Raw genomic sequence first — 23,789 nt, 5'->3', positions numbered from 1 at the left:
CGGACAGGAATCGTGAGTGAATGACGACAATCAAAAAAGTTAGCCTGGAACAGCTCAAGGTCGGGATGTACGTGACCCGGGTTGATGAAGCCTGTGCGGCTGGAGCCAACCTCAGGGCTCAGGGGCTGATCACTCGTGAAGATACCATTGAGCGATTTCGCCAGCAGGGGATGCTTGAATGTTTTATTGATGTCGCCAAAGGCGATGATTGTTCCGAAGGGATACCGCTCGATCAGTTACATCAACCTAAAGCGTCACCGACCGCGTTTCCGGAATGCGACCAGGACTTTCCTGTTCCTCGAGTCGCTTATGAAGATGAGCGTGATAACGCCCTCAGAGTGCGTGACAAAGCACTGCGACTGGTCAGCGATGTAATGCATGACGTAAAAATGGGGCGCTCGATTGATCGCGAAGCCGTAGACGAAATTGCTCTCGATATCACCGAGTCTCTGGTCAATAACCAAAATGTCCTTTTGAGTCTCATGTATATGGGCAAGAAGGATGAGTATCTGCTGGAGCACTCCATGAATGTGGCTGTGTTGATGGGTGTTTTGGCGCGTTCGTTGGGCTATCGTGCAGAAAAACTCCACCATATGGTGCTGGGCGCGTTCGTTCACGATGTGGGTAAAATCCGTGTGCCCGAAAGCATCCTCCACAAGCCGGGCAAGCTCGAGCTGGCCGAGTGGGAAGAGATGAAGCGCCATGTGGACTATGGTATTGAGGCTCTCAGCACGGTCGAAAACTTTCCGGACATTGCCATGGCCATTTGTGCCGAGCATCATGAGCGACTGGATGGCACGGGTTATCCGTATTCACGACCTGCTGTACAGATCAGTCAGCAGGGCCGAATGGGAGCGGTGGTGGACGTGTACGATGCAATCACCTCGGACCGTGTCTATCACCAAGGGCTCGAGCCCAATGCGGCCCTGAAAAAAATGCTGGAGTGGAGTGGGGATCATCTGGATAAAGAGTTGGTTTATCAGTTGATTCGCTGTGTTGGCGTTTATCCGGCTGGGTCTCTGGTGCAGCTGGGCAGTGGGCATGTGGCGGTGGTGCTGGAGGTTAGCTCTGGCCGACCAGCTCAGCCCCGAGTGAAGCTGGTGTACGATGGCATTCGTCAACAGCGTATCTCAGAGAGAGTGGTGAGTCTGGCAGAGACGGACCTGTATGGTGAAGTCATGCGAGCCGTGGCGCCGTCGCAGTTCGGTTTGAACGTCAGAGACTATTTATAACTTTTGTCCTGGCGGTCACCGTCCGGCTGCGGTTAACTTTTTGCCTCCCAGCAGGATCCTGCAAACTACACTTTCCCGAGCGGCAATCGCTAGCTGTCCGCTGCTACCGCTGAGTTGCCTTTGGTATCCGTTGGCTGTGGGTCAAACTGTTTCAGTTTGTTGTAGCGGATCATCCCTTTCAAGTCGTCGATGTAGGCGGTGCCTTTCTCTGAGTATTTCTCCAGCCCCTGTGCAAGCTTGAGGCTGTCCAGCATTTGCTGCTGGCTTCTGGATTCGGCACGGATAAGGCGCACCTGTTCATAGGCTGGATGAGAATTGATGTTCAGCATATAGGCAGCAACGGCTGCTTGCAGGCTGTCAAACCGTGCGACTTCATGAGTGGCACCCGGGTTGCGACGATTTGGAACAACGCCGCAACCGGGTGTGAAACACCACTGGCCAAAATAGTTGTTGGCTTCCTTGGCAAAGCGGGAACGTCCCCAGGCTGATTCCATGGCTGCCTGAGCCAGGGCCATGGAGGGTGGCACCACATCAACACGAACCAGCAATTCCTGCACTAAAGCTTCATCCGTCAGGTCTTCAGCTGCGCGATAGCGCAGAGACCAGGTTTCCAGTGTGGCTTGCTGCTCGAGAGTGAGTGGCTTGCCCTCGTTTTGTCGTTCAGCCATTTTGATCAACTGTCTGCGCTGTTGTTTGATTTTGGCATTTTGTCGGTTGATGGCCGGCAGTAACTGTTTGTAAAAATTGCGTTTCAGTGCCGGAATATTGGTCGGAATTTGAATAGACTCTTCTGTATAAAGACTGGTGGTGTCTTCAACCTGAACTTCTGAGCGAGCGAGATCTTTGGCCGCTTGTGAACTGATAAATGCCTCGGTGTGGTTAAGCCAATAGATAATGCCGAAGGTCATAAACAGACACAACAGACTGTAAGCAAGGAAGGCGTAGCCCAGCCAGGGTGTTTTTGAATTGGGGGTGTTGTTCAAGGTGTACCTCGTGATCTGGTTGCGGCGCCGGTGTCAACGCAGTCATTTTCGTGTGCGCTGTCTTTGTTTTGTGGCGGTCGCTGTCGCGGGGCGTGGGTAGCCTTTGGCTCTGACGCCTCGCTTGTTGGTTCCTTTTCAGGAGCGTTATTCTTTTCGGATTTCTATCTCTCTGAGGCTAAATGCCATCTCTGACGCTAGAGCCCTAGCTGATCTCTTAACGCTGCCAGGCGTTCGAGGTTTTCGTCTTTGCTCAGTGGTGTTTCGGTCTTTTCCGGCAGACGTTTGATTTCAGGTGGGGGCAGGGTTTCCCCGCGTACCACCCGATCACACAGCGTGCGGTAATGATCGCGGAATACGGGAAAGGCAACGCGCTCGACATTGCTGCTGAGAAAGTACCAGTCACTGAGCTTGCCTGCGTGATAAACCGCGGGGTGGCTCCAGGAGTATTCGGCTTTCGGGCTGGGTGCCTGACAGGCTTCAATGTAGGCGCTGTGTACATCGGGCAGGCCGTGAAGTTCTGGTGATCCCTGACAAAAACCGATCATCTTGTGTAATGTGGGCAGATATTCGGATTCTTCGATGGCTTTTTTCGCTCCGCGCAGAATGGCATCGGGGCTGAAGCGTTGCAGGGATTCTACCCACAGGCGTTTGGCCTGATTCAGGGTGCCGACATCGCCAAAGGCGCTGTGGTACTGGTTGTGATAATTAATCCGGAACAGGGCAAACACCTGATTGATGGCATCTATCAGTTCGGAAGAGGGCGCGCGTTCGCTGTGGTTTTGATTCGAATCAGAAGGCCCAGCTGCGGTCATTGAGGTCTTCTGCGATCGAGCGATCTCTTGTTCGACTTGATTGAGTAGTTGTTTGCTGTCCTTCATGATTTCGACCTTGTGGGGCGTTGATGTTAGACGCACTCAGGGAGTGTCGCTTGGCCCAGTGAAATTTAACGTGTTGCAAAAACTTGGTGTTCCACGACGAGTAAACCTGATTGCTGTCGCGCCAGAAAATTAAAAACTCCGGCAGCAGTTGCTGGGCAAAATTAACATCAATATTTGCCATGCGCAGGATGTCGTAAACGTCGCTGCCCGGCTGCCAGTTCTCGGGGATTCGACGAGGCTCGCTGTCGTGTTCCAGTGCCGAGGTGTATCTGGCCCATTGACGACGAATGTGCTGAATGAACTTGGTATTCCAGGTGCGTGATTTTTCACCGCGCTCTGCCCAGTAGAGAATAAACTCCGGAATGGCATCTTCAATGAATTGCGGGTGTATGGCCGCGTGGCGAGTGAGTACGTCCATGGCATCAGGGCTGGGTCGCCAGTCTCTGGTCATGGCCACTTCGCTGTCTTTTTGCGTGGTAAAGGTTTCGCGCTGACGCCACTGATGCAATACATGCTGGTGAAACTTGGCTCCCCAGGAGCGATGGGCTTCACCGCTTTCCCGCCAGAAGGTGACAAACTCCGGCAGCTGCTCGCGAATAAAATGCTCAGGGATGTTGTGCTGCGCTATCCGCGCCAGCATCTCGGCGTCCGGTTGCCAGTTGGGAGCAATGGTGGTGGCTCCCACTGCGACAGACGGCCGTGCATGCGGCTGCCTGTTCGGTTGAGTGTGGTTGTGTGGTTGTAGCTGATGCGACTGCGGTTGATTTGCCTGTGCCAGCATCGCTGTAGAAGTCTGAGCACGCGCATCGGCCTGCGCTTCGTTGAAGGCAAATATCAGCTGCTGGCTCTGATTAAAAGGAGCCGACTGCAGCAGCAAAATGCCTTTGGCCCGCAGGCTCTGGCTGATGCGATTGATATCGTGCTGATTCCAGAACGGCAGCGCCACGTAGAGCGTTTGGCCGTTCAGTTCAAACCACTGGTAACCCTGGCTGAATACCGGCTGCAGCGGCCGGGTCAGCTCATCCAGAACGCTGAGCATGGTGGCTTCCTCCAGGCCGATAGTTGCGGCCAGAGAAGGGGAAACCAGAATGGGACGTTCGGGGATCAGAGATGATGTCATGGGCGAACTTTAGCATTTTATGGCGGTTGAGTCGCTAGCCGCCTGACTCGATTTTATCGTGGCAGAGGCCTTTGGCAAGTCGCGCGGGAAGCGGTTGAGGGGTGGTTCGGGCGCGGTCAGGCGAGTAGTATACGGCCATTGTTTTTTAGAGGAATTGACGGTGGCAAAAAGCAAAACCGCCTATGTGTGCAGCGAATGCGGTGCTGACTTTACCAAGTGGCAGGGCCAGTGCAGTGAGTGCGGCAGCTGGAACAGCCTGTCGGAGGTGCGTCTGGGGCCAACTCCGGCCAATCGCACCGAGAAGTTCTCCGGTTATGCTGGCGCCGCAGGGGTGGTTCCGGAACTGCAGACACTGGCCGAAATCGACCTTGAGGCTCTGCCCCGTTTTTCTTCCGGCGCGGGTGAGTTTGACCGGGTGTTGGGGGGAGGGCTGGTGCCCGGCTCGGTGGTGTTGATCGGCGGTAATCCGGGCGCTGGTAAGTCCACACTTCTTTTGCAGACCATGTGCTTTCTGGCTTCGGATAGGGAGTCGCTCTACTGTACGGGGGAGGAATCCCTGCAACAGGTGGCCATGCGGGCCAGACGTTTGGGGCTGCCAACAGACAAATTGAAAATGCTGTCGGAAACCAGTGTCGAGTCTCTGGTGGCGACCGCGCAAAAGCTGCAACCCAAGGTGATGGTGGTGGATTCCATTCAGGTCATGCACATGGCGGATATTCAGTCGGCGCCGGGATCTGTGTCTCAGGTTCGGGAAAGCGCCGCCTACCTCACGCGCTTTGCCAAGCAGACTGGCACCGTGCTGATTCTGGTGGGCCATGTGACCAAAGATGGCAGTCTGGCTGGTCCCAAGGTGCTGGAGCATATGATCGACTGTTCGATTCTGCTGGAAGGCACTCACGACTCCCGTTTTCGCACCTTGCGAGGCAGCAAAAACCGCTTTGGTGCCGTGAATGAGCTTGGCGTCTTTGCCATGACCGAGCAGGGGCTGAAAGAGGTCAGCAATCCCTCGGCGATCTTTCTGCAGCGCGCCGATGAAATCGCCGCGGGATCGGTGGTCATGGTGGTGTGGGAAGGCACTCGTCCGTTGCTGGTTGAGGTGCAGGCACTGGTGGATGACAGCCATCAGGGCAATCCCCGCCGGGTCGCCGTGGGGCTGGATCAGAATCGTCTGAATATGTTGTTGGCGGTGTTGCACCGCCACGGCGGCGTGTTGATCGGCGATCAGGACGTGTTCATCAATGTGGTTGGTGGCGTCCGGGTGATGGAGACCAGTGCCGATCTGGCTCTGCTGCTGGCGGTGGTGTCCAGTTTCCGCAACCGTCCGTTGGGGCACGACCTGATGGTGTTTGGCGAAGTGGGTCTTTCCGGTGAAATCCGGCCGGTACCCAGCGGTCAGGAGCGTCTGCGGGAGGCGGCAAAGCACGGTTTTAAAACCGCCATTATGCCTGCGGGCAACGCGCCACGTGAGGCGATTCCCGGAATCAAGGTGATTGCCGTCAAAACCCTGCAGGAAGCTCTGTCAGCGATTGACTGAGGGGGCTCAGAGCTCATCGTTGTCCGTGAGAATATTCTCCAGACTGCGGTGCAGTTCCGAGGGCTTTTGGTTGCGGCCAACCAGCTCGCGCAGGCGGGCCTGGTGGTCGATGCTGTTGGCGCGGCACTCAACGCCAATGAAATGATTTTTCTGGTGGGCGATCTTGCCGTGCATCTTGATGGGATCGCCATCGTCGGTTTCCAGGGTGATGACCACTTCTTCCCCCAGATCCACTTCGTGCTTGTGGATCAGAGCTACCAGGGCTCCGTTAAACGACAGATCAATAATATGCACCGGCCATTTTTGGTGGGTGGTTATCATGGAAGCGTATCCGCGAAATCCCACTCTGGGGAAATAGCGCCGCTCCTGTGAGTTGATATTGACTGCGGGCATGCGAGCCTCCTTTGAATCGGTGTTTGCCAATAACTTCCGCACACTGTCAGTCGGGTGTAATCAGCGCGAGCAGCTCCCGATCAGCGGCCTCGGTATCCCCCAGATTCAATTCAATAAGCCGCCGTAAATGGCTGATGCTCTCGGTGTCGAGACGCTGGATGGCAAGTCCCATTTGGCCATCTTTATGCCACGACAGAACCGCTTCCAGCTGGATCTGTATCTCCTCCGAGAGACTGATGGTGACCTGCAGCGGCTGGCTGTCGTCCAGTGTGCAGGACTCCGGTTCCTGAATCAGCAGGCCCTTGAGGGAGATATCCAGCAATTGGCAGGGCCATCGTTGTGTGCCCTGGGAAAGCCGGGTCTCCGCATCAAAAGCGATACGGCTGAACCGTCTGCGCTCAGAGTGTTTGGATGGTGAGTTTTGGTCGATAACTGGAGGTGTGGCCACAATTCGGTACTCGGTAAAGCGTCGTTGCTACAAGTGTAGAAGCCTTTTGCTCCCGGAGCGTGTGTTTGCTCAAAAATACGATGCAGTTCTCGGTCTTGTGGCGTTGATCTCCGGTGTTTTTAGAGAGAGGTCCAGGTGAGCGCATATGTCAATTACCGTGGGAATTTACACGCTATATTGATAAAAACGCTCACCAACTATTGACTAAACTGAAGGTGAACCTTAGTCTGCGCGGCGTTATTGAAGGTGCTCGGTGACCGGTTTTCGGAAACTGAGGTAAACGGGAAGAGTGGTGCGCTCGGTGATACCGGGTTAAACCAACGCTGCCCCCGCAACGGTGATTAATCTGCTTGCAGATTATAAGCCCGATACCGGCCTTGAATGACGCAGGTGATACCAGCTGGCTGGATTCACGTGCTTAACGATGAAGCGGAGGGCTTTATCGGTAGGATTCGAGACTATCCTTAAAAACACTGTCTCCTTCCCTGCTCTTTGTCCTCCCTCAATCACGACTGAATCACTGGCTGATACGGCCAGTAATCGATTGGGGAATACCATGAAAAACCTATCTACTCTTTCCGCGGCAGTCATCGCGAGTACTGCCGCCATGAGTGCGACTTTCGCGAACGCTGCAGATACCACTGTTGACGAAACCATGATTGTCACGGCCTCGCGCATTGAGACCCCGCAGTCTCAGGTGATGGCGCCGGTCAGTGTTGTGACCGCCGCTGATATTGATCGCCTGCAAATTTCCCAAATGGGTGATCTGTTATCGCGCATGACGTCGGTTGAAAGCGTCTCTTCCGGTGGTCCCGGAACAAATACCGGCATTTTTGTGCGCGGTGGCAATACCAACCATACCCTCGTGCTGGTTGATGGGGTAAGAATCAACTCGGCGACCAACGGTAATACGGCGATTGAAATGATCGACGTCAGCAATATCGAGCGTGTGGAACTGGTACGAGGAGCCTCTTCAAGTCTGTATGGTTCTGATGCCATCAGTGGCGTCATTAATATCATCACGAAAAAACAGCAGCAGTCACCGCTGAAAATTCAGGCGGAATATGGCAGTCAGGAATGGAGCCGGATACAGGCTCGACTGGCAGGCAGCAGTGAAGCAACACGCTGGAACCTGTCTCTGGGGCACGAAACACTCGATGGTTTTGATCGTCGTGAGGACAACGCCTTTGGTAATGATGACAATGATCACTATCGCAATACCCATGTAGCGGCCAATGTGACCCATAACTGGACGGATACGTTGACCAGCAGCCTGAGCTACCAGCTCGATAAAGGCGAAAGCGAAGGTGACGATGTTCGTTGTTCCAACAGTTCTGGTGTGTGCTTGCCTTATCAAAACAGTCGCGTGGAAGTGTTGAACCTGCTGACTGACTGGCAAGTGACGGATCAGTTTCTTCTCAAGGGACAGGTGGCACGCTCTGTGGATTTGTCGGAAAGCAGTGATGATGGTGCCACGCCTCAGGAACTTGTGAGTCTCGAGAGCTCCTTTAAAACTACTCGTGATACCTATCTCGTGCAGGGTAATTATGCGTTTAACGATACCCTGACGCTGGTGGTGGGCACTGAGTACTACAACGACCGGGTCAAGTCCACCGGTGATCTGTCACAGGACAGTCGCGACAACACGGCATTTTTCGGTGAGGCTCAGGTGACGCTGGGTAATCATCAGTTCCTGCTGGGGTTGCGAAACGATGACAACGAGGCTTTTGGCTCTCACAATACCGAGTCCATTAGCTGGGGATATCAGCTGACAGAGAGCTCTCGTGTGATTGCCAGTTGGGGAACCGCATTCCATGCGCCTACGTTCAATGACCTCTATTGGCCAGCCGGTCCTTACGGTATCGGAAACCCTGATTTGACTCCGGAAGAAAGTGAAAACATGGAGCTGGCTGTTAAGTGGAATCGCGGTGCCCACTCACTCAGTGGGGCTGTGTTCAAGAACCGTATTGACGGTTTGATTGACTGGGCTCCAGTGGATCCAGCCAACTATTATGGTCAGTGGACGCCGAGCAATCTGGATGATGTCCGCATCAAAGGTTTTGAGTTGAGTTACGGTTATCAATTGGGGGCTTTGTCAGCCAATGCCAATTACACCTGGATTGATGCGGATGATCTGGCTACGGATGATCGCTTGGCAAACCGTGCGCGTCGCATTTTCAATGTGGATGTGGACTATCGTGTTGGGGCCTTGACTCTAGGTACCAGAATCAAGGCGCGCAGTGATCGTATGACCAACTCCAGTGCCGAACCACAACTGCCTGGTTACGGACTGGTGGATGTGCGTGCGAGTTACGCTTTCTCGGACGACTTGATTCTTGATGCCACGCTGACCAATGCGCTGGATAAAGAGTATCAGGAACGCCTCGGTTTCAATGAAGAAGGTCGTGGCTTTAAAGTCGGTGTTACCTATAACATGTAAGCCGCTGAAAACGCCAACTCGTGGATGAGGCAAGAATGTGCTGTCCCCAAGTTGGCAACTGTTTAATGATCAAAGGAGGCGCACGCCTCCTTTTGAGCGTTATACAAAACCTTAATTCACGTTAGTCTCGAACCTATGACGCGCATACCGCCCAAAAAACTCCTGCTGATCTTGCTGGTGATGTTACCTCTGAGTCTTGCGGTGGGGCTGGTTGTGGGGCCGGAAATTATCCTGCCTTTTGTCTCGGGCGCGGAGTCACAGACTTTTTCCAATCAATTGATCGTTGAGCAGATACGTCTGCCACGAACCCTGATGGCTGCCATTATCGGTGCGACTCTGGCGGTGTCCGGGGTGATGATGCAGGGGCTGTTTCGCAACCCGCTGGCAGATCCATCGCTGATTGGTGTCTCCAGTGGGGCCTCGGCAGGTGCCAGCTTTATGATCGTGATGGGTGCCGGTTTGTTTGGCATGCATGAGTTGTTGGGGGTGTCTTTTGTCGCCCTGGGTGCGTTTATCGGTGCAGCTTTGGCCACCTGGCTGGTGTATCGATTGGCGGCAACGGCGAGTGGAACTTCAGTGGCCACCATGTTGTTGGCGGGCATTGCCATCAGCGCCCTGGCCGGGGCGTTAAACAGCTTTTTCAGCTTTATCGCTGACAACCACATGTTGCGGCAGATCAGTTTGTGGCAGATGGGCTCGCTCAGCAGTGCTTCCTGGAATCGTGTGGCTCTGGCCTTTGTCCTGTTGGGCGGACTGTTGTGCTGGTTTCCGCGATACAGCCGCGCGCTGAATGCGCTTTTGCTGGGTGAATCCGAGGCTCGTCACCTGGGCATTGATGTGGATAGCGTTAAAGTTCAGATCATCATTCTGGTGGCATTAGCCGTCGGTGTGGCGGTGGCGTTAACCGGCACAATCGCCTTTGTCGGGCTGGTGACACCGCATATGGTGCGTTTGATCATTGGGCCGGATCACCGCGGCTTGATTCCCTGTGCGGCTCTGGCCGGCGCCATCCTGCTGGTGCTGGCCGATGCCTGTTCTCGCTACGTTCTGGCTCCCGGCGAGTTGCCCATTGGTGTGGTGACCGCGGTGTTGGGTGCGCCGTTCTTTTTGTCGCTGCTGCGTCGCCAGCGCAATGTCGTGGAGGGTGTGTAATGCTCTCACTGCAACATATTCAGCTGAGTTATCAATCGGGCAAGCAAGAGCCTGTCCCTATCCTGCAGGACGTGAGTCTCGAAGTGGGTGCCGGCCAGGTCGTTGTGGTGCTTGGGCCCAATGGTGCGGGTAAATCATCATTGCTCAAGGTTGCCAGCGGTGAAATCGTCCCTCAGTCCGGTGAAGTGCGTTTCAACAACCGGTTGCTCTCCGCCTGTCCTCCGGCAGAGAAAGCCCTCCATATGGCGGTGTTACCACAGCAGTCCCTGTTGAATTTCCCGTTTACGGTGGAAGAGGTGGTGATGCTGGGGCGTACGCCTCATAACACCGGCCTGATTGTGGATCGGGACATCGTGACGCAGGCGCTTCGCAGTACCGACTCCGAGTATCTGCGTCAGCAGGCTTACACCAGTTTGTCGGGTGGTGAGAAACAACGGGTTCAGCTGGCGCGGGTTTTGGCGCAAGTGTGGCAGAGTGAAGACGATGGGGATCGGGTGGTTATTCTGGATGAGCCGACTTCGGCCCTGGATTACGCCCATCAGCAAATGGTGGGCAGATTGTTGCGAGAACATTCGTCACGGGGCTGTGCTGTGGTCACGGCGATGCATGACTTAAACCTGGCGGCCCAGTGTGCCGATCAGCTGGTACTGATGTGTTGCGGTCAGCTGCGGGCTTTTGGTTCGCCGGATGAAGTGCTGCAGGAAGACCTTTTGCAAGACGTGTTTCAGGTGGCGTTTCATCGTGTGACCCATCCGGAAACCGGGAGACCCTGGTTGTTATGCTAACAGTCACAGTGTTAGCCGTCGCAGTGATTCTGGCGTTCCTGCTGGACAGACTGTTGGGTGAGCCGCGCCGTTTGCATCCTTTGGTAGGATTTGGCAACTTGGCCATGTGGCTGGAGCGGCGTTGCAATTGGTGGCGGGGCTCTGAGTCGGTCGGCAGGTTAGTATTGGGTGGTCTGGCCTGGTTGCTTCTCGTCGTGCCATTGCCATTGATGATTGCGCTGGTGTGGTTCAGTGGTGAGTTAAGTCTCCTTGCCGAAATATTGCTGGCCGTGATCGCCTTGTACCTCAGCATTGGCTGGCAAAGTCTGCGGGAACATGGCCTGTCTGTGGTGGAGGCCTTTTCCCGTGAAGGGCTGGAAGCGGCCCGGGAACAGGTCTCGCGCATTGTCAGCCGTGATACCGATGCGATGGATGAGTCGGCAGTGTCACGTGCGACCATCGAGTCAATGCTGGAGAACGGCAGCGATGCCATATTTGCGCCATTTTTTTGGTTTATTCTGGCAGGGCCCGCAGGTGCAGTGATGTATCGGCTGGCCAATACACTGGATGCCATGTGGGGCTATCGTACCGAGCGTTACGCGGCTTTTGGTTTTGTCAGTGCAAAACTGGATGATCTCCTAAACTGGGCTCCCGCACGATTGACGGCACTGAGTTATGCGCTGCTTGGGCATACAGCCACCGCTTTGCGCTGCTGGAAACAGCAGGCTGCCGATTGTGCCAGTCCCAACGGCGGCCCGGTCATGTGCAGCGGTGCCGGCGGTTTGGGTATAGAGCTGGGCGGCGGCGCTTATTATCACGGGCAGTGGCAGTCGCGTCCGACAATGGGCGCTGGGCGTGCGGCAGTGATCAGAGATATCAATCGCAGCATTCAGCTTGTGGATAAAACCGTGATGTTATGGATTGGATCATGGTTGACAGTGTGGATCGTCATTTGGGTCAAGGGATCAGTTTTTTTATGAGCGCGAGTCGGGATCCTCATCGATTGCCCGCTCAGAATCGGTGCGCATGTGCCAAAGGTTGTAAGCAATGCTGAATCACGGTGGTCAGCTGAACAAAATCAAATCGCAATATCCTGATGTCGACGTAGACTGGCTGGATTTATCCACGGGTATTGCTCCCTGGAGCTGGCCGGTAGACTATGTGCCGGTACACATATGGCAGCGTTTGCCCGAGTCTTCCGATGCCTTGTGTGCGGCCGCTGCCGAGTTCTATGGCTGTAATGCCGACAGCATTATGGCCGTGGCTGGCAGTCAGGTTGCCATTGAACTGTTGCCTGAATGTTTGAAGGGGCATTCGAAAGAATCCAAAACGGTAGCTATCCCTTATTGGGGATACGGCGAGCATGCCCGCTGCTGGTCTCGTGCCGGGTTTAATATCGTTTATTACCGCACGACCCGTGAAGTGGATTTTTTGCTGGAAACCGGCCGCGTACATCACGTGCTTGCAATCAATCCCAACAATCCCAGTGCTGATGACATAACCATTGCTCAGTTACAGAGCTGGCAGCAACGTTTATTCGCCAGAGATGGGTATCTTGTTGTGGATGAGGCTTTTGCTGATGCCTCTCAACAGGGTAACAGTGCACTGACATTGGGTGTTCGGGAAAATCTGGTGGTGTTGCGGTCGGTTGGCAAGTTTTTTGGCATGGCTGGCTTGCGTCTTGGTTTTGTGATTACCGGCGATCGCCTGAGAAGCCAGTTGCAACAGCGATTGATTTTGTGGGGCGTGTCTAATCCAGCTCAGTGGTTAGGTGAGCGAATGCTCAAGGATCACGACTGGCAGTGTCTTCAGCGTCACCGAATCAACTATTACTGTGAACGGTTGACCAATCTGGTACAGGATAAATTGGAAAATGAAGCTGACCTGCAAATCAAAACCGGTCCGTTGTTCGTTTCGTTGTTTGGTGAGGATTCACGCCTGAACAAGATGTTTGATTTTCTTGCACACCGTGGCATTTTGGTGCGTGTTTTTGCTCCGCAAGAGCAAGTCCGCTGCCTGAGAATTGGATTGACCAGTGATGCCGGCCTGCTGCGTCTTGCCATGGCCTTTGATCAATGGAATGAAGACGCACAGAATTCCGATCCGGAAGTCAACTTGAGGAAAGCCCCTTGAATCGTTTCAGGCAGTTTGATTTTTTTCCTGCATGGGGGTGGCTGACCAGTGTGCTTTTGCTCTCTTTCTTGGTGACTGGATATGCCCGGGCCGAAGACGGTGTCTCGGTAACCGACGACCTTGGCAATGTCATTACCCTCAAGCATCCTGCCAAACGAATTATTGCGCTGGCGCCACATATTGTGGAAGTCGTCTATGCCGTTGGCAGTGGCGATAAACTGATCGGGGCGGTTAACTACAGTGACTATCCACAAGCGGCCAAACAGATACCTCGGGTAGGCACGTACAAATCTTTTAGTACCGAAGCCATTTTGCGCTTGCAGCCGGATTTGGTACTGGCCTGGTATTCAGGTAATGGCCCGCAGCGGGTGGCGCACATTCAAGCGCTGGGTATTCCGGTGTATTTTACCGAACCTCGAAAGCTGGGAGATATCGGCGAGTCGATGGAAAAGATCGGTGTACTGACGGGCTCGGATATTGCCAGACAGGAGCGACAAAAATTCGATTCGACGCTGGCAGAACTGGCCAAAACTTATTCGGGGCGCGAACCGGTGAGTGTGTTTTACCAGGTTTGGAATGATCCTCTGCAAACACTCAATGGTGACCACTTGATCAGCGATGTGATTCGTTTGTGCGGGGGGCGCAATGTGTTTTCAACAGCGCAAACCCTGTCACCGCAGGTCAGTGTGGAATCCGTATTACGGGTTAATCCTCAGGTGATCGTCGCCAGCGGCATGGGTGAGGCCCGCCCGGAATGGCTGGATGACTGGCGCCGCTGGCCCAGTCTGCAGGCTGTCAGCAATGAGCAATTAAAGTTTATTCCACCGGATATTATCCAGCGCAATACGCCGAGAGTCCTGCAGGGAACTCAAATCATGTGCAAACATCTGCAGGCGGCGCGTGATTTTTATTATCCGTAATGCCATGGTCTTGGCAGGCCGTGGTGAAATTGAGAGTGGTGGGTATGACCGAACAATTTGAGTTTGATCCGGCAGCGAAAGAGGGCGTGTATAAAGCGATCTTCGAGCGTCGCGATATGAGGCACTTTCGCAATGACCCGATCGACGAGCAATTGATCGAGCGTTTATTGCATGCCGCCCACAGTGCTCCCAGTGTTGGATTGATGCAACCGTGGCGGATTGTTCGTGTCCTGCGTCCGGATCTGCGAGGGTTGTTGCATCAGGTTGTCGAGCGGGAAAGGATCAAGACTGCTGAGGCGATGGGGGAGCGCTCGGATGAGTTTATGCAGCTCAAAGTTCAGGGCATTCTCGATTGTGGCGAAGTCTGGGTCGTGACGTTGATGGAGCAGCGGGAGCGACACGTTTTTGGCCGGCGAACGCTGCCTGATATGGATTTGGCCTCCGCGTCCTGCGCGATACAAAATATCTGGCTGGCGGCTCGCGCAGAGGGGCTGGGCATGGGCTGGGTGTCCATTTTTGATCCGCAGGATGTCCGTGATGTCCTCTCCATTCCTGAAGGCGCTGAGCCGATCGGAATACTGTGTCTGGGACACGTCGATGAATTTTACGATCAACCCATGCTGATAAAAGAGGGCTGGGCCAGCCGCGGTAAATTAACCGACTATGTCATGTGCGATACCTGGGAGCCGGATAAGGCTGCCAGGGCTCAGCAACAGTGGGATGATCAACTGTGAGTTTAAGCGTGAACAAACTGTCAAAAAAGCAAACCCTGATGGTACAGGGCACAACCTCCGATGCCGGTAAAAGTACTTTGGTGACTGCGTTGTGCCGCATTTTCGCCCGGAAAAACATGTCAGTGGTGCCATTTAAGCCGCAAAATATGGCGCTCAACAGTGCGGTCACTGTCGATGGCGGGGAAATCGGGCGCGCTCAGGCGGTACAGGCTTTTGCAGCAGGACTTGAGCCACATACGGATATGAATCCCGTGCTGCTCAAGCCCAACAGCGATACCGGTGCTCAGGTCATTGTCCACGGAAAAGCCGTGACGAACATGGAGGCGGCGGTATACCACGACTATAAAACCGTAGCCATGGCGGCGGTCATGGAGTCGCATCAGCGTTTGTGTGACCAGTACCAATATGTGTTTGTCGAAGGCGCCGGCAGTCCGGCAGAGATCAATTTGCGCGATCGGGATATTGCCAACATGGGATTTGCCGAGGAAGCCGATTGCCCGGTCATCTTGATTGCCGATATTGATAAAGGCGGAGTGTTTGCGCATCTGGTGGGCACGCTGGAATTATTGTCGCCTTCAGAGCAGGCCCGGGTGGCCGGTTTTGTGATCAACCGGTTTCGCGGTGATATCGGTTTGCTGGAATCGGGTCTGACATGGTTGGAGCAACGAACAGGCAAGCCCGTGCTGGCGGTCTTGCCCTACCTGAAAGGCTTTCATCTGGAAGCGGAAGATGCATTGACCGCAAACACTGAAGCCAGCGACGCCTACCAGCAACAAAAACTTACCGTGGTTGTACCGGCGTTGCCGCGTATCAGTAATCACACGGATTTTGATGCTCTGCGATTACACCCGCAGGTTGAGTTTCATTTTGTCGGACCCGATCAGGCAATACCGCCAGCGGATTTAATCGTACTGCCGGGCAGTAAAAGTGTGATTGCCGATTTGAAATTTCTGCAGCAACAGGGCTGGCCCGAAGCCATTGCGCGTCATCTGCGCTATGGTGGCAAATTGATGGGCATCTGTGGCGGTTATCAAATGCTGGGTGAGAAAATTCACGATCCCGAGGGCATTGAAGGCGAGCCGGAAAGCCTTGATGGCCTGGGTTGGTTGTCCATGGAGACCCGCCTGTTTCCCAGCAAGCAGCTGGTCAATCGCGCCGGGGTGTTGTTTGATGGAATCACGCCCGTCAGCGGTTATGAAATTCATGCCGGCGTGACAACAGGCGAAGCGTTGAAAACCCCGGCGGTGTATCTGGAGGCGGCCACGGATACCCGGCAGCCCGATGGCGCCATCAATCAGGACAACACCATTTATGGAACCTATCTGCACGGTCTGTTTGACCAGCAGGGAGCGCTGGAAAAACTGCTGCAGTGGGCGGGTTTGAATGTAGTAGAACAGTTTGATTATGAGGCGCTGAGAGAAAGGGAGGTGCAGCGTCTGAGTGACTCGGTCGAAGAGGCCATGGACTGGTCGCGCTGGAATCAGGTATTGCCGGATTTTCTGTATAATGACTGATCTTTCAATGTGAGGGCAGGCTATGCAAATCGGATTGGTTATTGTCGGAGATGAAATTCTCTCGGGGCGTCGCAAAGATCAGCACCTGTCAAAAATTGTGGAAATACTGAATCAGCGCGATCTGTGTCTGAGCTGGGCCAGAGTCCTCGGTGACGACATGGATGAATTGATTGAGTGTTACCAGCAAAGTTTTTCCAAGGGGCATCTGGTGCTCAGTACCGGCGGCATCGGGGCGACACCCGACGACTTGACCCGCGAAGCCGTTGCCAGGGCGCTGGGCACCGTCACTGAACGACACCCGGAAGGTGTGGCCCTGCTGGAAGAGTTCGCCCGCAGCACCGGACGTGAATTGACCGATACACGCTATCGGCTGGTGGAGTTCCCTCGCGGGTCAACGATTATCCCAAACCCTGTTAACCGTATTCCCGGGTTCAGTATTCAGCATCATCATTTTGTGCCCGGTTTCCCGCAAATGGCCTGGCCCATGCTGGAATGGGTGCTGGATACTCAATATCCCGATATTGCCGATCACAACTACCGTGAATACTCAGTGATGCTGCAGGGTGCCAATGAGAGTGCGATTATCCCGCTGATGGAAAAGCTGCTCGCGGATCACCCTGAATTGAAGGTTTTCAGTCTGCCAATCATGGGGGATCAGCCTCGAATCGAGCTGGGTGTTAAGGGACCGCAACTGGTGGCCAAAAATGCTTACACAGCGATGAAACAGGGACTGCAGGAGCTGGAAATCCGGTGGGAGAGGAATGACTGAACTGCAAATCATTAAGGCACCGTGAGCTGTTTGCGTCAGACGTTTACAAGACAGGCAATTAACACCGCGGCTTCCATCACTTCAATCAGTGCGCCGCTGGTATCACCGGTGGCGCCATCCAGTCGTTTAATCATCAGCGCTCTCAAACCGGCAAACAGGATCGCGACCAGCGCCATCAGAATCAGTGTCTGGGGCAAGGGCAGTATTGCCGCTGCCAGAATCCAGGATAACCCCACGCTGAGCCGCATACGCTGCCGAGAGGCGTGTTTGAGAAAATCCTCAGCGATGCCTTTGTGACTGACATAGGGGGTCGTGAGTAACAGCAGCAGACTCATTGCTCTCGACAATACCGGCGCCAGACACAGAGCCCACCAGTGTTGCTGTTCAATCAATTCGCTTAACGCAGAGTATTTCAGCAGCAGCAGGCAGCCGATGATAACCACCGCCGCACTGCCGCTGCGAGGGTCTTTCATGATCTCCAGTGTGCGCTCTTTGTCGCCGCCGGCGAGCCAGCCGTCGGCACTGTCACCGAGTCCATCGAGATGCAGGCCTCCGGTAACTAAGACCCAGAGAATGACGACAATGGCGGCGATCACTCCTGCCGGCAGAACAGGCGCCAGTACCATTGCGGTCAGCGTCAGCAGAGCACCAATGACCAGCCCCACCAGAGGGAACAGCGGAAACGCGCGACCAGAATCGGCCGGCTCGTAGCAGTCCAGTTTCGGCATGGGCAAACGGGTCAAAAATAAAAACGCAGTGATGAGTGCGCGGCCGGTTCGGGAAGAGGTCAGAGAGCTCATAAGCTTATGCTGCAGGGTTGATTGATGTCTGTGGGCAGTGGTTGATGGCGGGTCAGTTGTATCCAGTCGTCATAGCCGGGCTTGTGGTAAATCTGAATCTGGGTCATGCAGGCATGGGGTACGGACAGTCGTGACAGGCTGTCCAGGGGAATTTTCAGGCAGTGACCAAGAATGCTGCGAATCACTCCGCCGTGACAGATTATTAAACAGTGTTGATTGGTTTCTGATTGGATCAGGGATTCAAAAGCCGACACGACTCTCTGGTTAAAGTCGTGTAATGGCTCGCCATTGGGCGGTGTTTGTTCAGCTGGATTACTCCAGAAACGGGCCAGTTCATCAGGAAAATCCCGTTCGATACTCTCGATCAATCGACCGTCCCAATCGCCGAAATCAATTTCCCGCAGCGCATCATTGATTTCAGACGGCAGCTTAAGAAACTCTGCCAATTGTTCAGAAAAAATCCGGCATCGCTTTAACGGCGAGCTGATGATTTTGTCCCAGTTGTGGTTAACTTCGGTGAGAGGCGCGTGCCAGTGTTGAACCGCCTGATTCATTTGGTGCCAGCCACATTCATTCAGTGGGGAATCGGTTCGGCCACGAAAAATCGCCTGACTGTCGAAATTTTTGTGGCCATCTTCCATCTTGTCCTGACACTCTCCGTGGCGGAGAAAATCCAGGGTGGTGACGGATTGTTGTTTGTCTGTGCTCATGATTTGCTGTCGACGCCGGCACTGTCAAAGGTGGCCATCTGGTTGTGAAGGTCACAAGCCAGCCGTAACAGCGGTACAGCCGCAGCGGCGCCGCTGCCTTCTCCCAAACGCAAACCGAGATCAAGTAATGGTTGCTGATCAAAGCTGTCGAGCACACTGCGATGACCGGGTTCCGCCGACTGATGAGATACCAGCAACCAGGGTTTAATGGTCGGATTGATGGCCATGGCGTAGAGTGCCGCCACACTGCAAATAAAACCATCAACCAGTACCGGGAGGCCAATTTGTCCGGCGGCTATGTAAGCGCCGGTTAGTGCGGCAATTTCAAAACCGCCCAGATATTGCAGGTTTTTCAACGGTTGTTGGGACGTTGCATTAAAGACATCCAGTGCGCGATGAATCACTGAGGACTTGTGAATTTGTCCGGCGTTGTCCAGACCGGTACCCGGTCCGACAATTTCAGCGGCGTGTTTTTTCAGATAGGCGCAAGCCAGTGCTGTAGCGGATGTAGTATTGGCGATACCCATCTCACCACCAATCCATAGTTGCGCGCCGTTCTGCTGGGCATTCAGTAATGTCTTCTGACCGATACTCAGCGCCCGTTGCAATTGATCGGATGACATGGCGGCTTTTTGGGTAAAATTGGCGGTGCCGGCGGCAATACGCTGATCCGACACACCTTCCAGCTCCGGCAGTTCATCCACGGTGCCGACGTTGATAACACCCAATTGCGCACCCAGAGATTTGGCCAGCACTGAAATGGCTGCACCGCCGCTGGAAAAGTTGTGCACCATTTGACCGGTGACCGCTTGAGGGAACGCGGAAACACCTTCGGCGGCCACACCGTGATCGGCGGCGAAAATAGTAATGCTGACATTATCGCAGCAGGGTTGGTCACTGGCCTGCAGACTCGCCAGTGTGACCGCCAGAGTTTCCAGTTGCCCCATTGAACCCGCTGGTTTGGTGAGTTGCGCCTGACGTTGTTCGGCGTTCCGTCGATGCGTTTCGCTGGGTGTGGCTGCGGGCTCGTGATACCAACTCATGTGAGGCTCCAGTGTGTTTGTCGAGTAAGCGTTTAATAGTATGAGCGTTCAAGAATGCTCTGGAACGCAAAAATCAAGGCAGTTGTTCGCAGGTATTCAGTGCACTTCCCTTAACGACCAGCGGGCAGCCGGCGGCGGTAAAAATCACCCGTTCGCACACTCGTGCCGAAGCCTGGTTGAGAAAACCGGCTTCATCCACAAAGCGGCGGTTAAGTTCACCGAGAGGGACGATCCCCATGCCTACTTCATTGCTGACCAGTATGATCGGCGTGGGTATTTCTTCCAGTGCCAGCAGGAAGTCATGCTTTTGCTGCTCCCAGAAGCCGGCAGTTTTCTCTTCGGCCATCAGGCAGTTGGTCAGCCACAGCGTCAGGCAATCCACCATGATCGCGTCATAATCGGATGCGCACTGCCGAAGGCGGGTGCCCAAGTGAACAGGCTCTTCCAGTGTGTGCCATGCTGAAGGACGCTGCTGACGATGATGGGCCACTCGGGCTGTCATCTCCGCATCGTGGTATTGATTGTCTGCAGTTGCAATGTAGGCGATGGTGTTGCCGTACAGTCCTGTCAGATGTTCCGCTAACCGGCTTTTTCCGGATCGGGCGCCGCCAAAAACAAGTTGTTTCATAAGAGCAAGAATCGTGTGGTGGAAAGAGGTCTTGTACCTGCTGATCGCGTTCTATTGTAAAGCATCGTGCTGATATTTTCAGAGTACAGGTACGGGTTATTCCTGTTCAATGGGCTGTTTTCTGCCCTCCAGCACGGTCCCCCAGATGGGGATGTCTTTCAGCTCTTCAATGGCAATGTCGTAAGGGTCTTGTTCAAGTACGGTGAAGTCAGCTTTTTTACCAATTTCCAGCGATCCGATGGTCTTCTCCATTTGCAGTTGGCTGGCGGCATTAATGGTGATGGCTCTGAGTGCGTTATCCAGACTGATTCGCTCATCGGGTCCTGCAATGCGTCCTGATGCAGTCAGGCGTGTAGCGGCTGCCCAGGCCAGCAACAAGGGCTGAGCGGGCGCCATGGTGAAATCCGAATGGAATGAAATTGGGACGCCTGCATCTACCACAGATTTGAGCGGTACCATGTGGTTGGCCCGCTCGGGACCAAGGCCCACTTCAGCGTACTTGTCTGCCAGAGCCCAAAGATAGTAGGGGTTGGCGGAAACCCGCACACCCAGATTGGCCATACGTTGTGCCTGTTCTGGGCGGGCGTAAGCCAGATGATGAATGGTGGTGCGGTGGTCGAGACGGGGAAATGCCTGTTGCAGTTTCTCAACGATGTTCAGTGTGACTTCCAGTCCGAGATCGCCATTGACATGAATATGGATCTGGAAACCGTCATTCCAGTACAGGCGCATGGCCGCTTCGAGTTGTTCCGGTGGCATTAACCACTCGCCGTGATGACCGTCGAGATAGCCTTCGCTCATCTGCATGAGTTGCGAGTAGGCGGCACCATCCGCAAACAGCTTGACTTGTTTGGGTAAAAAGACGGCTTTGTCAGTGCTCTTTTCCGGCAGCGTTTTGATAAAGGTCTTTGCTTGCTCATGGCCCATGCTGGCGCCAAGTCCTTTGCCGTCAGCCAGCATCATAAACCGAAACGGACTGGCGTCGCGGTTCCAGTTGGAGGCACGAATGGTCAACCACTCTTTATCAAAATCGATACTGCCAAAGGCTCCGTCCGAGACGGTGGTAATGCCGCCAGCGTGAATAATATCTCTGGCCTGACTCATGGCGCCCAGATAGCGAAAAGGGCCTGTGAGTAACGGCATGATGTGTGGTGCCAGCTCAATAAACAGGCCGTTCTCATAAAAGTGGCCTGTCGCGAAGTTCACCTGCGAGTGTTGTGGATCTTTCAGTGCCAGCTCGTTGATAGCAGCACTGTTGAGGATGATTTCGTGAAAAGATCGGTGCCAGATGGCAATCGGTCGATTACTGGAAATTTTATCAAGATCCTGACGTGTCAGCTGTCCGTGAAAATACTGGTGGTAACCCCATGTCCAGAGCCAGTCACCTCTATCCAGTTTTTGTTCAGCGGCGGTCAGCCGCTCAATATAACCCTCGCGGCTTTGTACTCCCCTGGTGTGTTTGCCGGGCAGCTTCCAGTCGTGCGGGGTGATGAATTCCATCGGCAGGAGAATGCCTGCAAGGTAAGGGTGCAAGTGGGGCTCAATAAAGCCGGGCAAAACAGTTTTGCCATCAAACGTGGTGTCCACCCGTGGGTGTTTGTCGGCGACTGCGGCTTGTACGCTGGAGAGGTCGCCGACAGCGGCGATTTTTCCATCCACTACGGCAATGGCTTCTGCACGGGGCTGCTCCTGATTCATGGTGATGATAGTTTTGGCAGTGTAAATCGTCGCACTGTTGTCGCGACTGCAACCGCTTAAAAGGACAGTGGATAACAGAATATGCAATGCAATCAGGTGGGGTAAGCGAACAGAAGTGGGCATGGGCGTTTCCGGACAGAAGTAATCCCGACATTATACGTATTAGCCGGTACTTGTCTGCGATGCTTAAAAGCTGGTGTTTTCGCATCGAGTTCTGGTCAGACCATTACGGTAACAAGAGTTGCGCGACTCGTTGTTGCAGCCAGGGCACCACCTCGTCATCAAACCAGGGATGCTGTTGAAACCAGCGACGGTTGCGCGGTGAGGGGTGGGGCAGGGGTAATTGTTGGGGGATCAGATCACGCCAGTGCTCAACCCGTTCCGTCAGTGTCTTGTATGGATCAGACAGATAGTGTTTCTGGGCGTATTGCCCGATCAGCAGCGTCAGTTGAATGTTTGGCAGCTGCTCCAGTAACGGATTGTGCCAGCGAGGCGCGCACTCTTTTCGAGGCGGCAAATCACCGGACTTGCCTTTCCCGGGATAGCAAAACCCCATGGGCATTATTGCTACCTTGTGAGGATCGTAAAAGCGCTCTTTATCGAGATCCAGCCATTGTCGCAAGCGGTCACCGGATGGATCATTCCAGGGAATGCCTGATGCGTGAACCCGGGTTCCGGGAGCCTGACCAACGATCAACAGCTTGGCATCCGGATGAATCTGGATGACGGGATTGGCTCCCAGAGGCAAATCCGGTTCGCAGTGGCGACACTGTCGAACCTCACGCAACAGGATGTCTATAGTGGGTGAGGAAGCCATGGGATCGATCATCCGGGCTGGCGCCCATCAGGGCGCAGTACCAGGGGTTGGGTTCAGCAGGGACCGGATTAACTCCACCCCCTTTGGGTGGGCCAGCAATGGCAGTGGGTTGCCTGCCTGTAATTGACTCTGGATCTCCGGATCAAGCATCACGGCCTGAAATTCCGGACTGCTCTGCAGGTTCTGGCTGCGTTGCCAAAAGGTGGCCAGCAGGACCGCCAGACGAGGGTCGTCGGTTTCGTAATTCCTGAGTAATTTTTGTATGTCGGGATTTTTCTGCAATTGCTGGTATTCCGACAGTTGGGCAATTTCAGCCGGATTGCCGCGGTTAAGAACTCGCTGGTTGGCAGGGTTGTTCAGCAGGCTTTTGATGTCCTCATTCTGTCCCAGCCGCTTCAGGCTCTGCATGGTTTCCTGCGGATTGGTCATTAACATAAATGATGTTTGAACAATCAATTCGTCGGCCGTAATTGGAGGTGCCTGATTGGCGGCAGGGTCAGGGATGGCGGTTTGTTTCTGCGCGGCGCCACCAGAGCTGTCAGCCACCGGGGCGAAAGGATCGCCGCTGTACCCTTGAGTTTCGTTGGCTTGCGTCATGGAGCTGCCGCCTATCATCAAGCTGTAAAACCCGATAGTGACAATCAAAATAGCGATTGGTGTGCCAGAGGCCGCGGCTGAAAAGGTGCGACTCCCTGACTTTCGAGAAAATGACTGTGGCAGGTGCAAGTGGGCGGCTGTGGCCACACGTTGGATAACAAGGCTGACTAGAATTAACAGCGAGATAGCGAGAAGCAGTTCCGTCGATGGCGCCAGCAAAGCCGTGGCTGTATTCATAAAGGCTGTGTTCATAAGGATTGAGTCCATAAGCAGAAGTTCGAAAACCCAAGTCCGGAGCAATAAAGTTCAAATGAGTCCGCTTAATGTCTGGAGCAGGCACCAGTTTAATGCATGTCAGCGAGATAAAAAGTAATTCAGGGACATGAATTTGAAAAATGTGCGCAATTTCAGTCGCAGGGAATATGGCTTGATCACAGCGGTTGTGATTTTGAACTGCATTGATGAATCAGGCGACTGTTCCG

The 23,789-nt window shown here is 54.2% G+C and carries 23 protein-coding genes and 1 riboswitch; of the genes, 11 read left to right on the top strand and 12 right to left on the bottom strand.

From position 1 onward, the window contains the following. Nucleotides 1–20 precede the first annotated feature (20 nt). Nucleotides 21–1,232 carry a cyclic di-GMP phosphodiesterase gene (locus KOI40_RS07700; RefSeq protein WP_216096906.1) on the top strand — a complete coding sequence of 404 codons (1,212 nt, stop codon included), beginning with the start codon at nucleotides 21–23 and terminating at the stop codon, nucleotides 1,230–1,232. An 89-nt stretch (nucleotides 1,233–1,321) separates the two neighbouring features. Here KOI40_RS07700 and KOI40_RS07695 read toward each other — a convergent pair whose 3' ends face one another. From KOI40_RS07695 to KOI40_RS07685, 3 genes are all read right to left on the bottom strand, one after another. Beyond that, entirely contained in the window at nucleotides 1,322–2,215 is an 894-nt protein-coding gene (locus KOI40_RS07695) for a glucosaminidase domain-containing protein (protein ID WP_216096904.1), read from the bottom strand. 194 nt (nucleotides 2,216–2,409) lie between these two features. After that, a complete protein-coding gene (locus tag KOI40_RS07690; protein ID WP_216096902.1) occupies nucleotides 2,410–3,027 on the bottom strand; it encodes a replication protein P in 618 nt (205 codons plus the stop codon). Beyond that, nucleotides 3,005–4,213: a DnaT-like ssDNA-binding domain-containing protein gene (locus KOI40_RS07685; RefSeq protein ID WP_216096901.1), complete on the bottom strand. Its 1,209-nt coding sequence runs from the start codon at nucleotides 4,211–4,213 to the stop codon at nucleotides 3,005–3,007. Before KOI40_RS07685 ends, KOI40_RS07690 begins: the two co-directional genes overlap by 23 nt. Before the next feature lie 160 nt (nucleotides 4,214–4,373). Here KOI40_RS07685 and radA point away from each other — a divergent pair, with 160 nt between their 5' ends. Continuing rightward, nucleotides 4,374–5,747: a DNA repair protein RadA gene (gene radA, locus KOI40_RS07680; RefSeq protein WP_216096899.1), complete on the top strand. Its 1,374-nt coding sequence runs from the start codon at nucleotides 4,374–4,376 to the stop codon at nucleotides 5,745–5,747. 6 nt (nucleotides 5,748–5,753) lie between these two features. On the opposite strand, the gene KOI40_RS07675 is transcribed toward radA, so the two are convergent. Then, nucleotides 5,754–6,140, bottom strand: a complete 387-nt coding sequence (locus KOI40_RS07675) for a PilZ domain-containing protein (protein ID WP_216096897.1) — start codon at nucleotides 6,138–6,140, stop codon at nucleotides 5,754–5,756. A gap of 46 nt (nucleotides 6,141–6,186) precedes the next feature. Further along, nucleotides 6,187–6,588: a PilZ domain-containing protein gene (locus tag KOI40_RS07670; protein WP_216096896.1), complete on the bottom strand. Its 402-nt coding sequence runs from the start codon at nucleotides 6,586–6,588 to the stop codon at nucleotides 6,187–6,189. A 228-nt stretch (nucleotides 6,589–6,816) separates the two neighbouring features. Then, a riboswitch (cobalamin riboswitch) is annotated at nucleotides 6,817–6,982 on the top strand. A 162-nt stretch (nucleotides 6,983–7,144) separates the two neighbouring features. On the opposite strand from KOI40_RS07670, the gene KOI40_RS07665 reads away from it, so the two are divergent. From KOI40_RS07665 to KOI40_RS07625, 9 genes are all read left to right on the top strand, one after another. After that, nucleotides 7,145–9,028: a TonB-dependent receptor domain-containing protein gene (locus tag KOI40_RS07665; RefSeq protein ID WP_216096894.1), complete on the top strand. Its 1,884-nt coding sequence runs from the start codon at nucleotides 7,145–7,147 to the stop codon at nucleotides 9,026–9,028. Nucleotides 9,029–9,163: 135 nt separating this feature from the next. Continuing rightward, nucleotides 9,164–10,180, top strand: a complete 1,017-nt coding sequence (locus tag KOI40_RS07660) for a FecCD family ABC transporter permease (RefSeq protein ID WP_216096893.1) — start codon at nucleotides 9,164–9,166, stop codon at nucleotides 10,178–10,180. Beyond that, nucleotides 10,180–10,965: a heme ABC transporter ATP-binding protein gene (locus tag KOI40_RS07655; protein WP_216096892.1), complete on the top strand. Its 786-nt coding sequence runs from the start codon at nucleotides 10,180–10,182 to the stop codon at nucleotides 10,963–10,965. Before KOI40_RS07660 ends, KOI40_RS07655 begins: the two co-directional genes overlap by 1 nt. Further along, entirely contained in the window at nucleotides 10,959–11,924 is a 966-nt protein-coding gene (cbiB, locus tag KOI40_RS07650; RefSeq protein ID WP_216096891.1) for an adenosylcobinamide-phosphate synthase CbiB, read from the top strand. Before KOI40_RS07655 ends, cbiB begins: the two co-directional genes overlap by 7 nt. A gap of 67 nt (nucleotides 11,925–11,991) precedes the next feature. After that, nucleotides 11,992–13,077 carry a threonine-phosphate decarboxylase gene (locus KOI40_RS07645; RefSeq protein WP_216096890.1) on the top strand — a complete coding sequence of 362 codons (1,086 nt, stop codon included), beginning with the start codon at nucleotides 11,992–11,994 and terminating at the stop codon, nucleotides 13,075–13,077. After that, complete coding sequence (locus KOI40_RS07640; protein ID WP_216096889.1) at nucleotides 13,074–13,997, top strand: cobalamin-binding protein; 924 nt, start codon at nucleotides 13,074–13,076, stop codon at nucleotides 13,995–13,997. Before KOI40_RS07645 ends, KOI40_RS07640 begins: the two co-directional genes overlap by 4 nt. A gap of 44 nt (nucleotides 13,998–14,041) precedes the next feature. Then, nucleotides 14,042–14,731 carry a 5,6-dimethylbenzimidazole synthase gene (bluB, locus tag KOI40_RS07635; RefSeq protein ID WP_216096888.1) on the top strand — a complete coding sequence of 230 codons (690 nt, stop codon included), beginning with the start codon at nucleotides 14,042–14,044 and terminating at the stop codon, nucleotides 14,729–14,731. Between the two features lie 38 nt (nucleotides 14,732–14,769). Then, complete coding sequence (locus tag KOI40_RS07630) at nucleotides 14,770–16,245, top strand: cobyric acid synthase (RefSeq protein ID WP_216097016.1); 1,476 nt, start codon at nucleotides 14,770–14,772, stop codon at nucleotides 16,243–16,245. A 22-nt stretch (nucleotides 16,246–16,267) separates the two neighbouring features. After that, nucleotides 16,268–17,014 carry a competence/damage-inducible protein A gene (locus tag KOI40_RS07625; protein WP_216096887.1) on the top strand — a complete coding sequence of 249 codons (747 nt, stop codon included), beginning with the start codon at nucleotides 16,268–16,270 and terminating at the stop codon, nucleotides 17,012–17,014. Nucleotides 17,015–17,049: 35 nt separating this feature from the next. On the opposite strand, the gene cobS is transcribed toward KOI40_RS07625, so the two are convergent. From cobS to KOI40_RS07590, 7 genes are all read right to left on the bottom strand, one after another. Further along, nucleotides 17,050–17,814, bottom strand: a complete 765-nt coding sequence (cobS, locus tag KOI40_RS07620; protein WP_216096886.1) for an adenosylcobinamide-GDP ribazoletransferase — start codon at nucleotides 17,812–17,814, stop codon at nucleotides 17,050–17,052. Then, nucleotides 17,811–18,524 carry a histidine phosphatase family protein gene (locus KOI40_RS07615; RefSeq protein WP_216096885.1) on the bottom strand — a complete coding sequence of 238 codons (714 nt, stop codon included), beginning with the start codon at nucleotides 18,522–18,524 and terminating at the stop codon, nucleotides 17,811–17,813. The genes cobS and KOI40_RS07615 overlap by 4 nt, the downstream gene beginning before the upstream one ends. Beyond that, nucleotides 18,521–19,567: a nicotinate-nucleotide--dimethylbenzimidazole phosphoribosyltransferase gene (cobT, locus tag KOI40_RS07610; RefSeq protein ID WP_216096884.1), complete on the bottom strand. Its 1,047-nt coding sequence runs from the start codon at nucleotides 19,565–19,567 to the stop codon at nucleotides 18,521–18,523. Before cobT ends, KOI40_RS07615 begins: the two co-directional genes overlap by 4 nt. A gap of 73 nt (nucleotides 19,568–19,640) precedes the next feature. Continuing rightward, a complete protein-coding gene (gene cobU, locus KOI40_RS07605; protein ID WP_216096883.1) occupies nucleotides 19,641–20,195 on the bottom strand; it encodes a bifunctional adenosylcobinamide kinase/adenosylcobinamide-phosphate guanylyltransferase in 555 nt (184 codons plus the stop codon). A 96-nt stretch (nucleotides 20,196–20,291) separates the two neighbouring features. Continuing rightward, the gene (locus KOI40_RS07600; RefSeq protein ID WP_216096882.1) at nucleotides 20,292–22,016 is read right to left on the bottom strand and encodes an amidohydrolase; all 1,725 of its coding nucleotides are present in this window, start codon (nucleotides 22,014–22,016) and stop codon (nucleotides 20,292–20,294) included. Between the two features lie 103 nt (nucleotides 22,017–22,119). After that, nucleotides 22,120–22,710 (bottom strand): uracil-DNA glycosylase family protein, encoded by a 591-nt coding sequence (locus KOI40_RS07595; RefSeq protein WP_233710102.1) that lies wholly within the window; start codon nucleotides 22,708–22,710, stop codon nucleotides 22,120–22,122. Between the two features lie 27 nt (nucleotides 22,711–22,737). After that, nucleotides 22,738–23,559: a hypothetical protein gene (locus KOI40_RS07590; RefSeq protein WP_216096880.1), complete on the bottom strand. Its 822-nt coding sequence runs from the start codon at nucleotides 23,557–23,559 to the stop codon at nucleotides 22,738–22,740. Nucleotides 23,560–23,789 lie beyond the last annotated feature (230 nt).

Origin of the sequence: Pseudomaricurvus albidus, assembly GCF_018863235.1 — a bacterium.
GTDB lineage: Bacteria > Pseudomonadota > Gammaproteobacteria > Pseudomonadales > Cellvibrionaceae > Pseudomaricurvus > Pseudomaricurvus albidus.
Note: the sequence above shows the minus strand (reverse complement) of the source record. Positions and strands in the feature narration are given on the sequence as shown.

Bases quoted from the DNA above. Each gene is read 5' to 3' on its own strand.
- KOI40_RS07630 (WP_216097016.1), top strand. From the start codon at position 14,770: ATGGTACAGGGCACAACCTCCGATGCCGGTAAAAGTACTTTGGTGACT.
- KOI40_RS07690 (WP_216096902.1), bottom strand. From the start codon at position 3,027: ATGACCGCAGCTGGGCCTTCTGATTCGAATCAAAACCACAGCGAACGC.
- bluB (WP_216096888.1), top strand. From the start codon at position 14,042: ATGACCGAACAATTTGAGTTTGATCCGGCAGCGAAAGAGGGCGTGTAT.
- KOI40_RS07600 (WP_216096882.1), bottom strand. From the start codon at position 22,016: ATGCCCACTTCTGTTCGCTTACCCCACCTGATTGCATTGCATATTCTG.
- KOI40_RS07590 (WP_216096880.1), bottom strand. From the start codon at position 23,559: ATGAACACAGCCTTTATGAATACAGCCACGGCTTTGCTGGCGCCATCG.
- cobU (WP_216096883.1), bottom strand. From the start codon at position 20,195: ATGAAACAACTTGTTTTTGGCGGCGCCCGATCCGGAAAAAGCCGGTTA.
- KOI40_RS07700 (WP_216096906.1), top strand. From the start codon at position 21: ATGACGACAATCAAAAAAGTTAGCCTGGAACAGCTCAAGGTCGGGATG.
- KOI40_RS07625 (WP_216096887.1), top strand. From the start codon at position 16,268: ATGCAAATCGGATTGGTTATTGTCGGAGATGAAATTCTCTCGGGGCGT.
- cbiB (WP_216096891.1), top strand. From the start codon at position 10,959: ATGCTAACAGTCACAGTGTTAGCCGTCGCAGTGATTCTGGCGTTCCTG.
- KOI40_RS07675 (WP_216096897.1), bottom strand. From the start codon at position 6,140: ATGCCCGCAGTCAATATCAACTCACAGGAGCGGCGCTATTTCCCCAGA.
- KOI40_RS07685 (WP_216096901.1), bottom strand. From the start codon at position 4,213: ATGACATCATCTCTGATCCCCGAACGTCCCATTCTGGTTTCCCCTTCT.
- KOI40_RS07660 (WP_216096893.1), top strand. From the start codon at position 9,164: ATGACGCGCATACCGCCCAAAAAACTCCTGCTGATCTTGCTGGTGATG.
- KOI40_RS07615 (WP_216096885.1), bottom strand. From the start codon at position 18,524: ATGAGCACAGACAAACAACAATCCGTCACCACCCTGGATTTTCTCCGC.
- cobS (WP_216096886.1), bottom strand. From the start codon at position 17,814: ATGAGCTCTCTGACCTCTTCCCGAACCGGCCGCGCACTCATCACTGCG.
- cobT (WP_216096884.1), bottom strand. From the start codon at position 19,567: ATGAGTTGGTATCACGAGCCCGCAGCCACACCCAGCGAAACGCATCGA.
- KOI40_RS07595 (WP_233710102.1), bottom strand. From the start codon at position 22,710: ATGGCTTCCTCACCCACTATAGACATCCTGTTGCGTGAGGTTCGACAG.
- KOI40_RS07655 (WP_216096892.1), top strand. From the start codon at position 10,180: ATGCTCTCACTGCAACATATTCAGCTGAGTTATCAATCGGGCAAGCAA.
- KOI40_RS07665 (WP_216096894.1), top strand. From the start codon at position 7,145: ATGAAAAACCTATCTACTCTTTCCGCGGCAGTCATCGCGAGTACTGCC.
- KOI40_RS07645 (WP_216096890.1), top strand. From the start codon at position 11,992: ATGCTGAATCACGGTGGTCAGCTGAACAAAATCAAATCGCAATATCCT.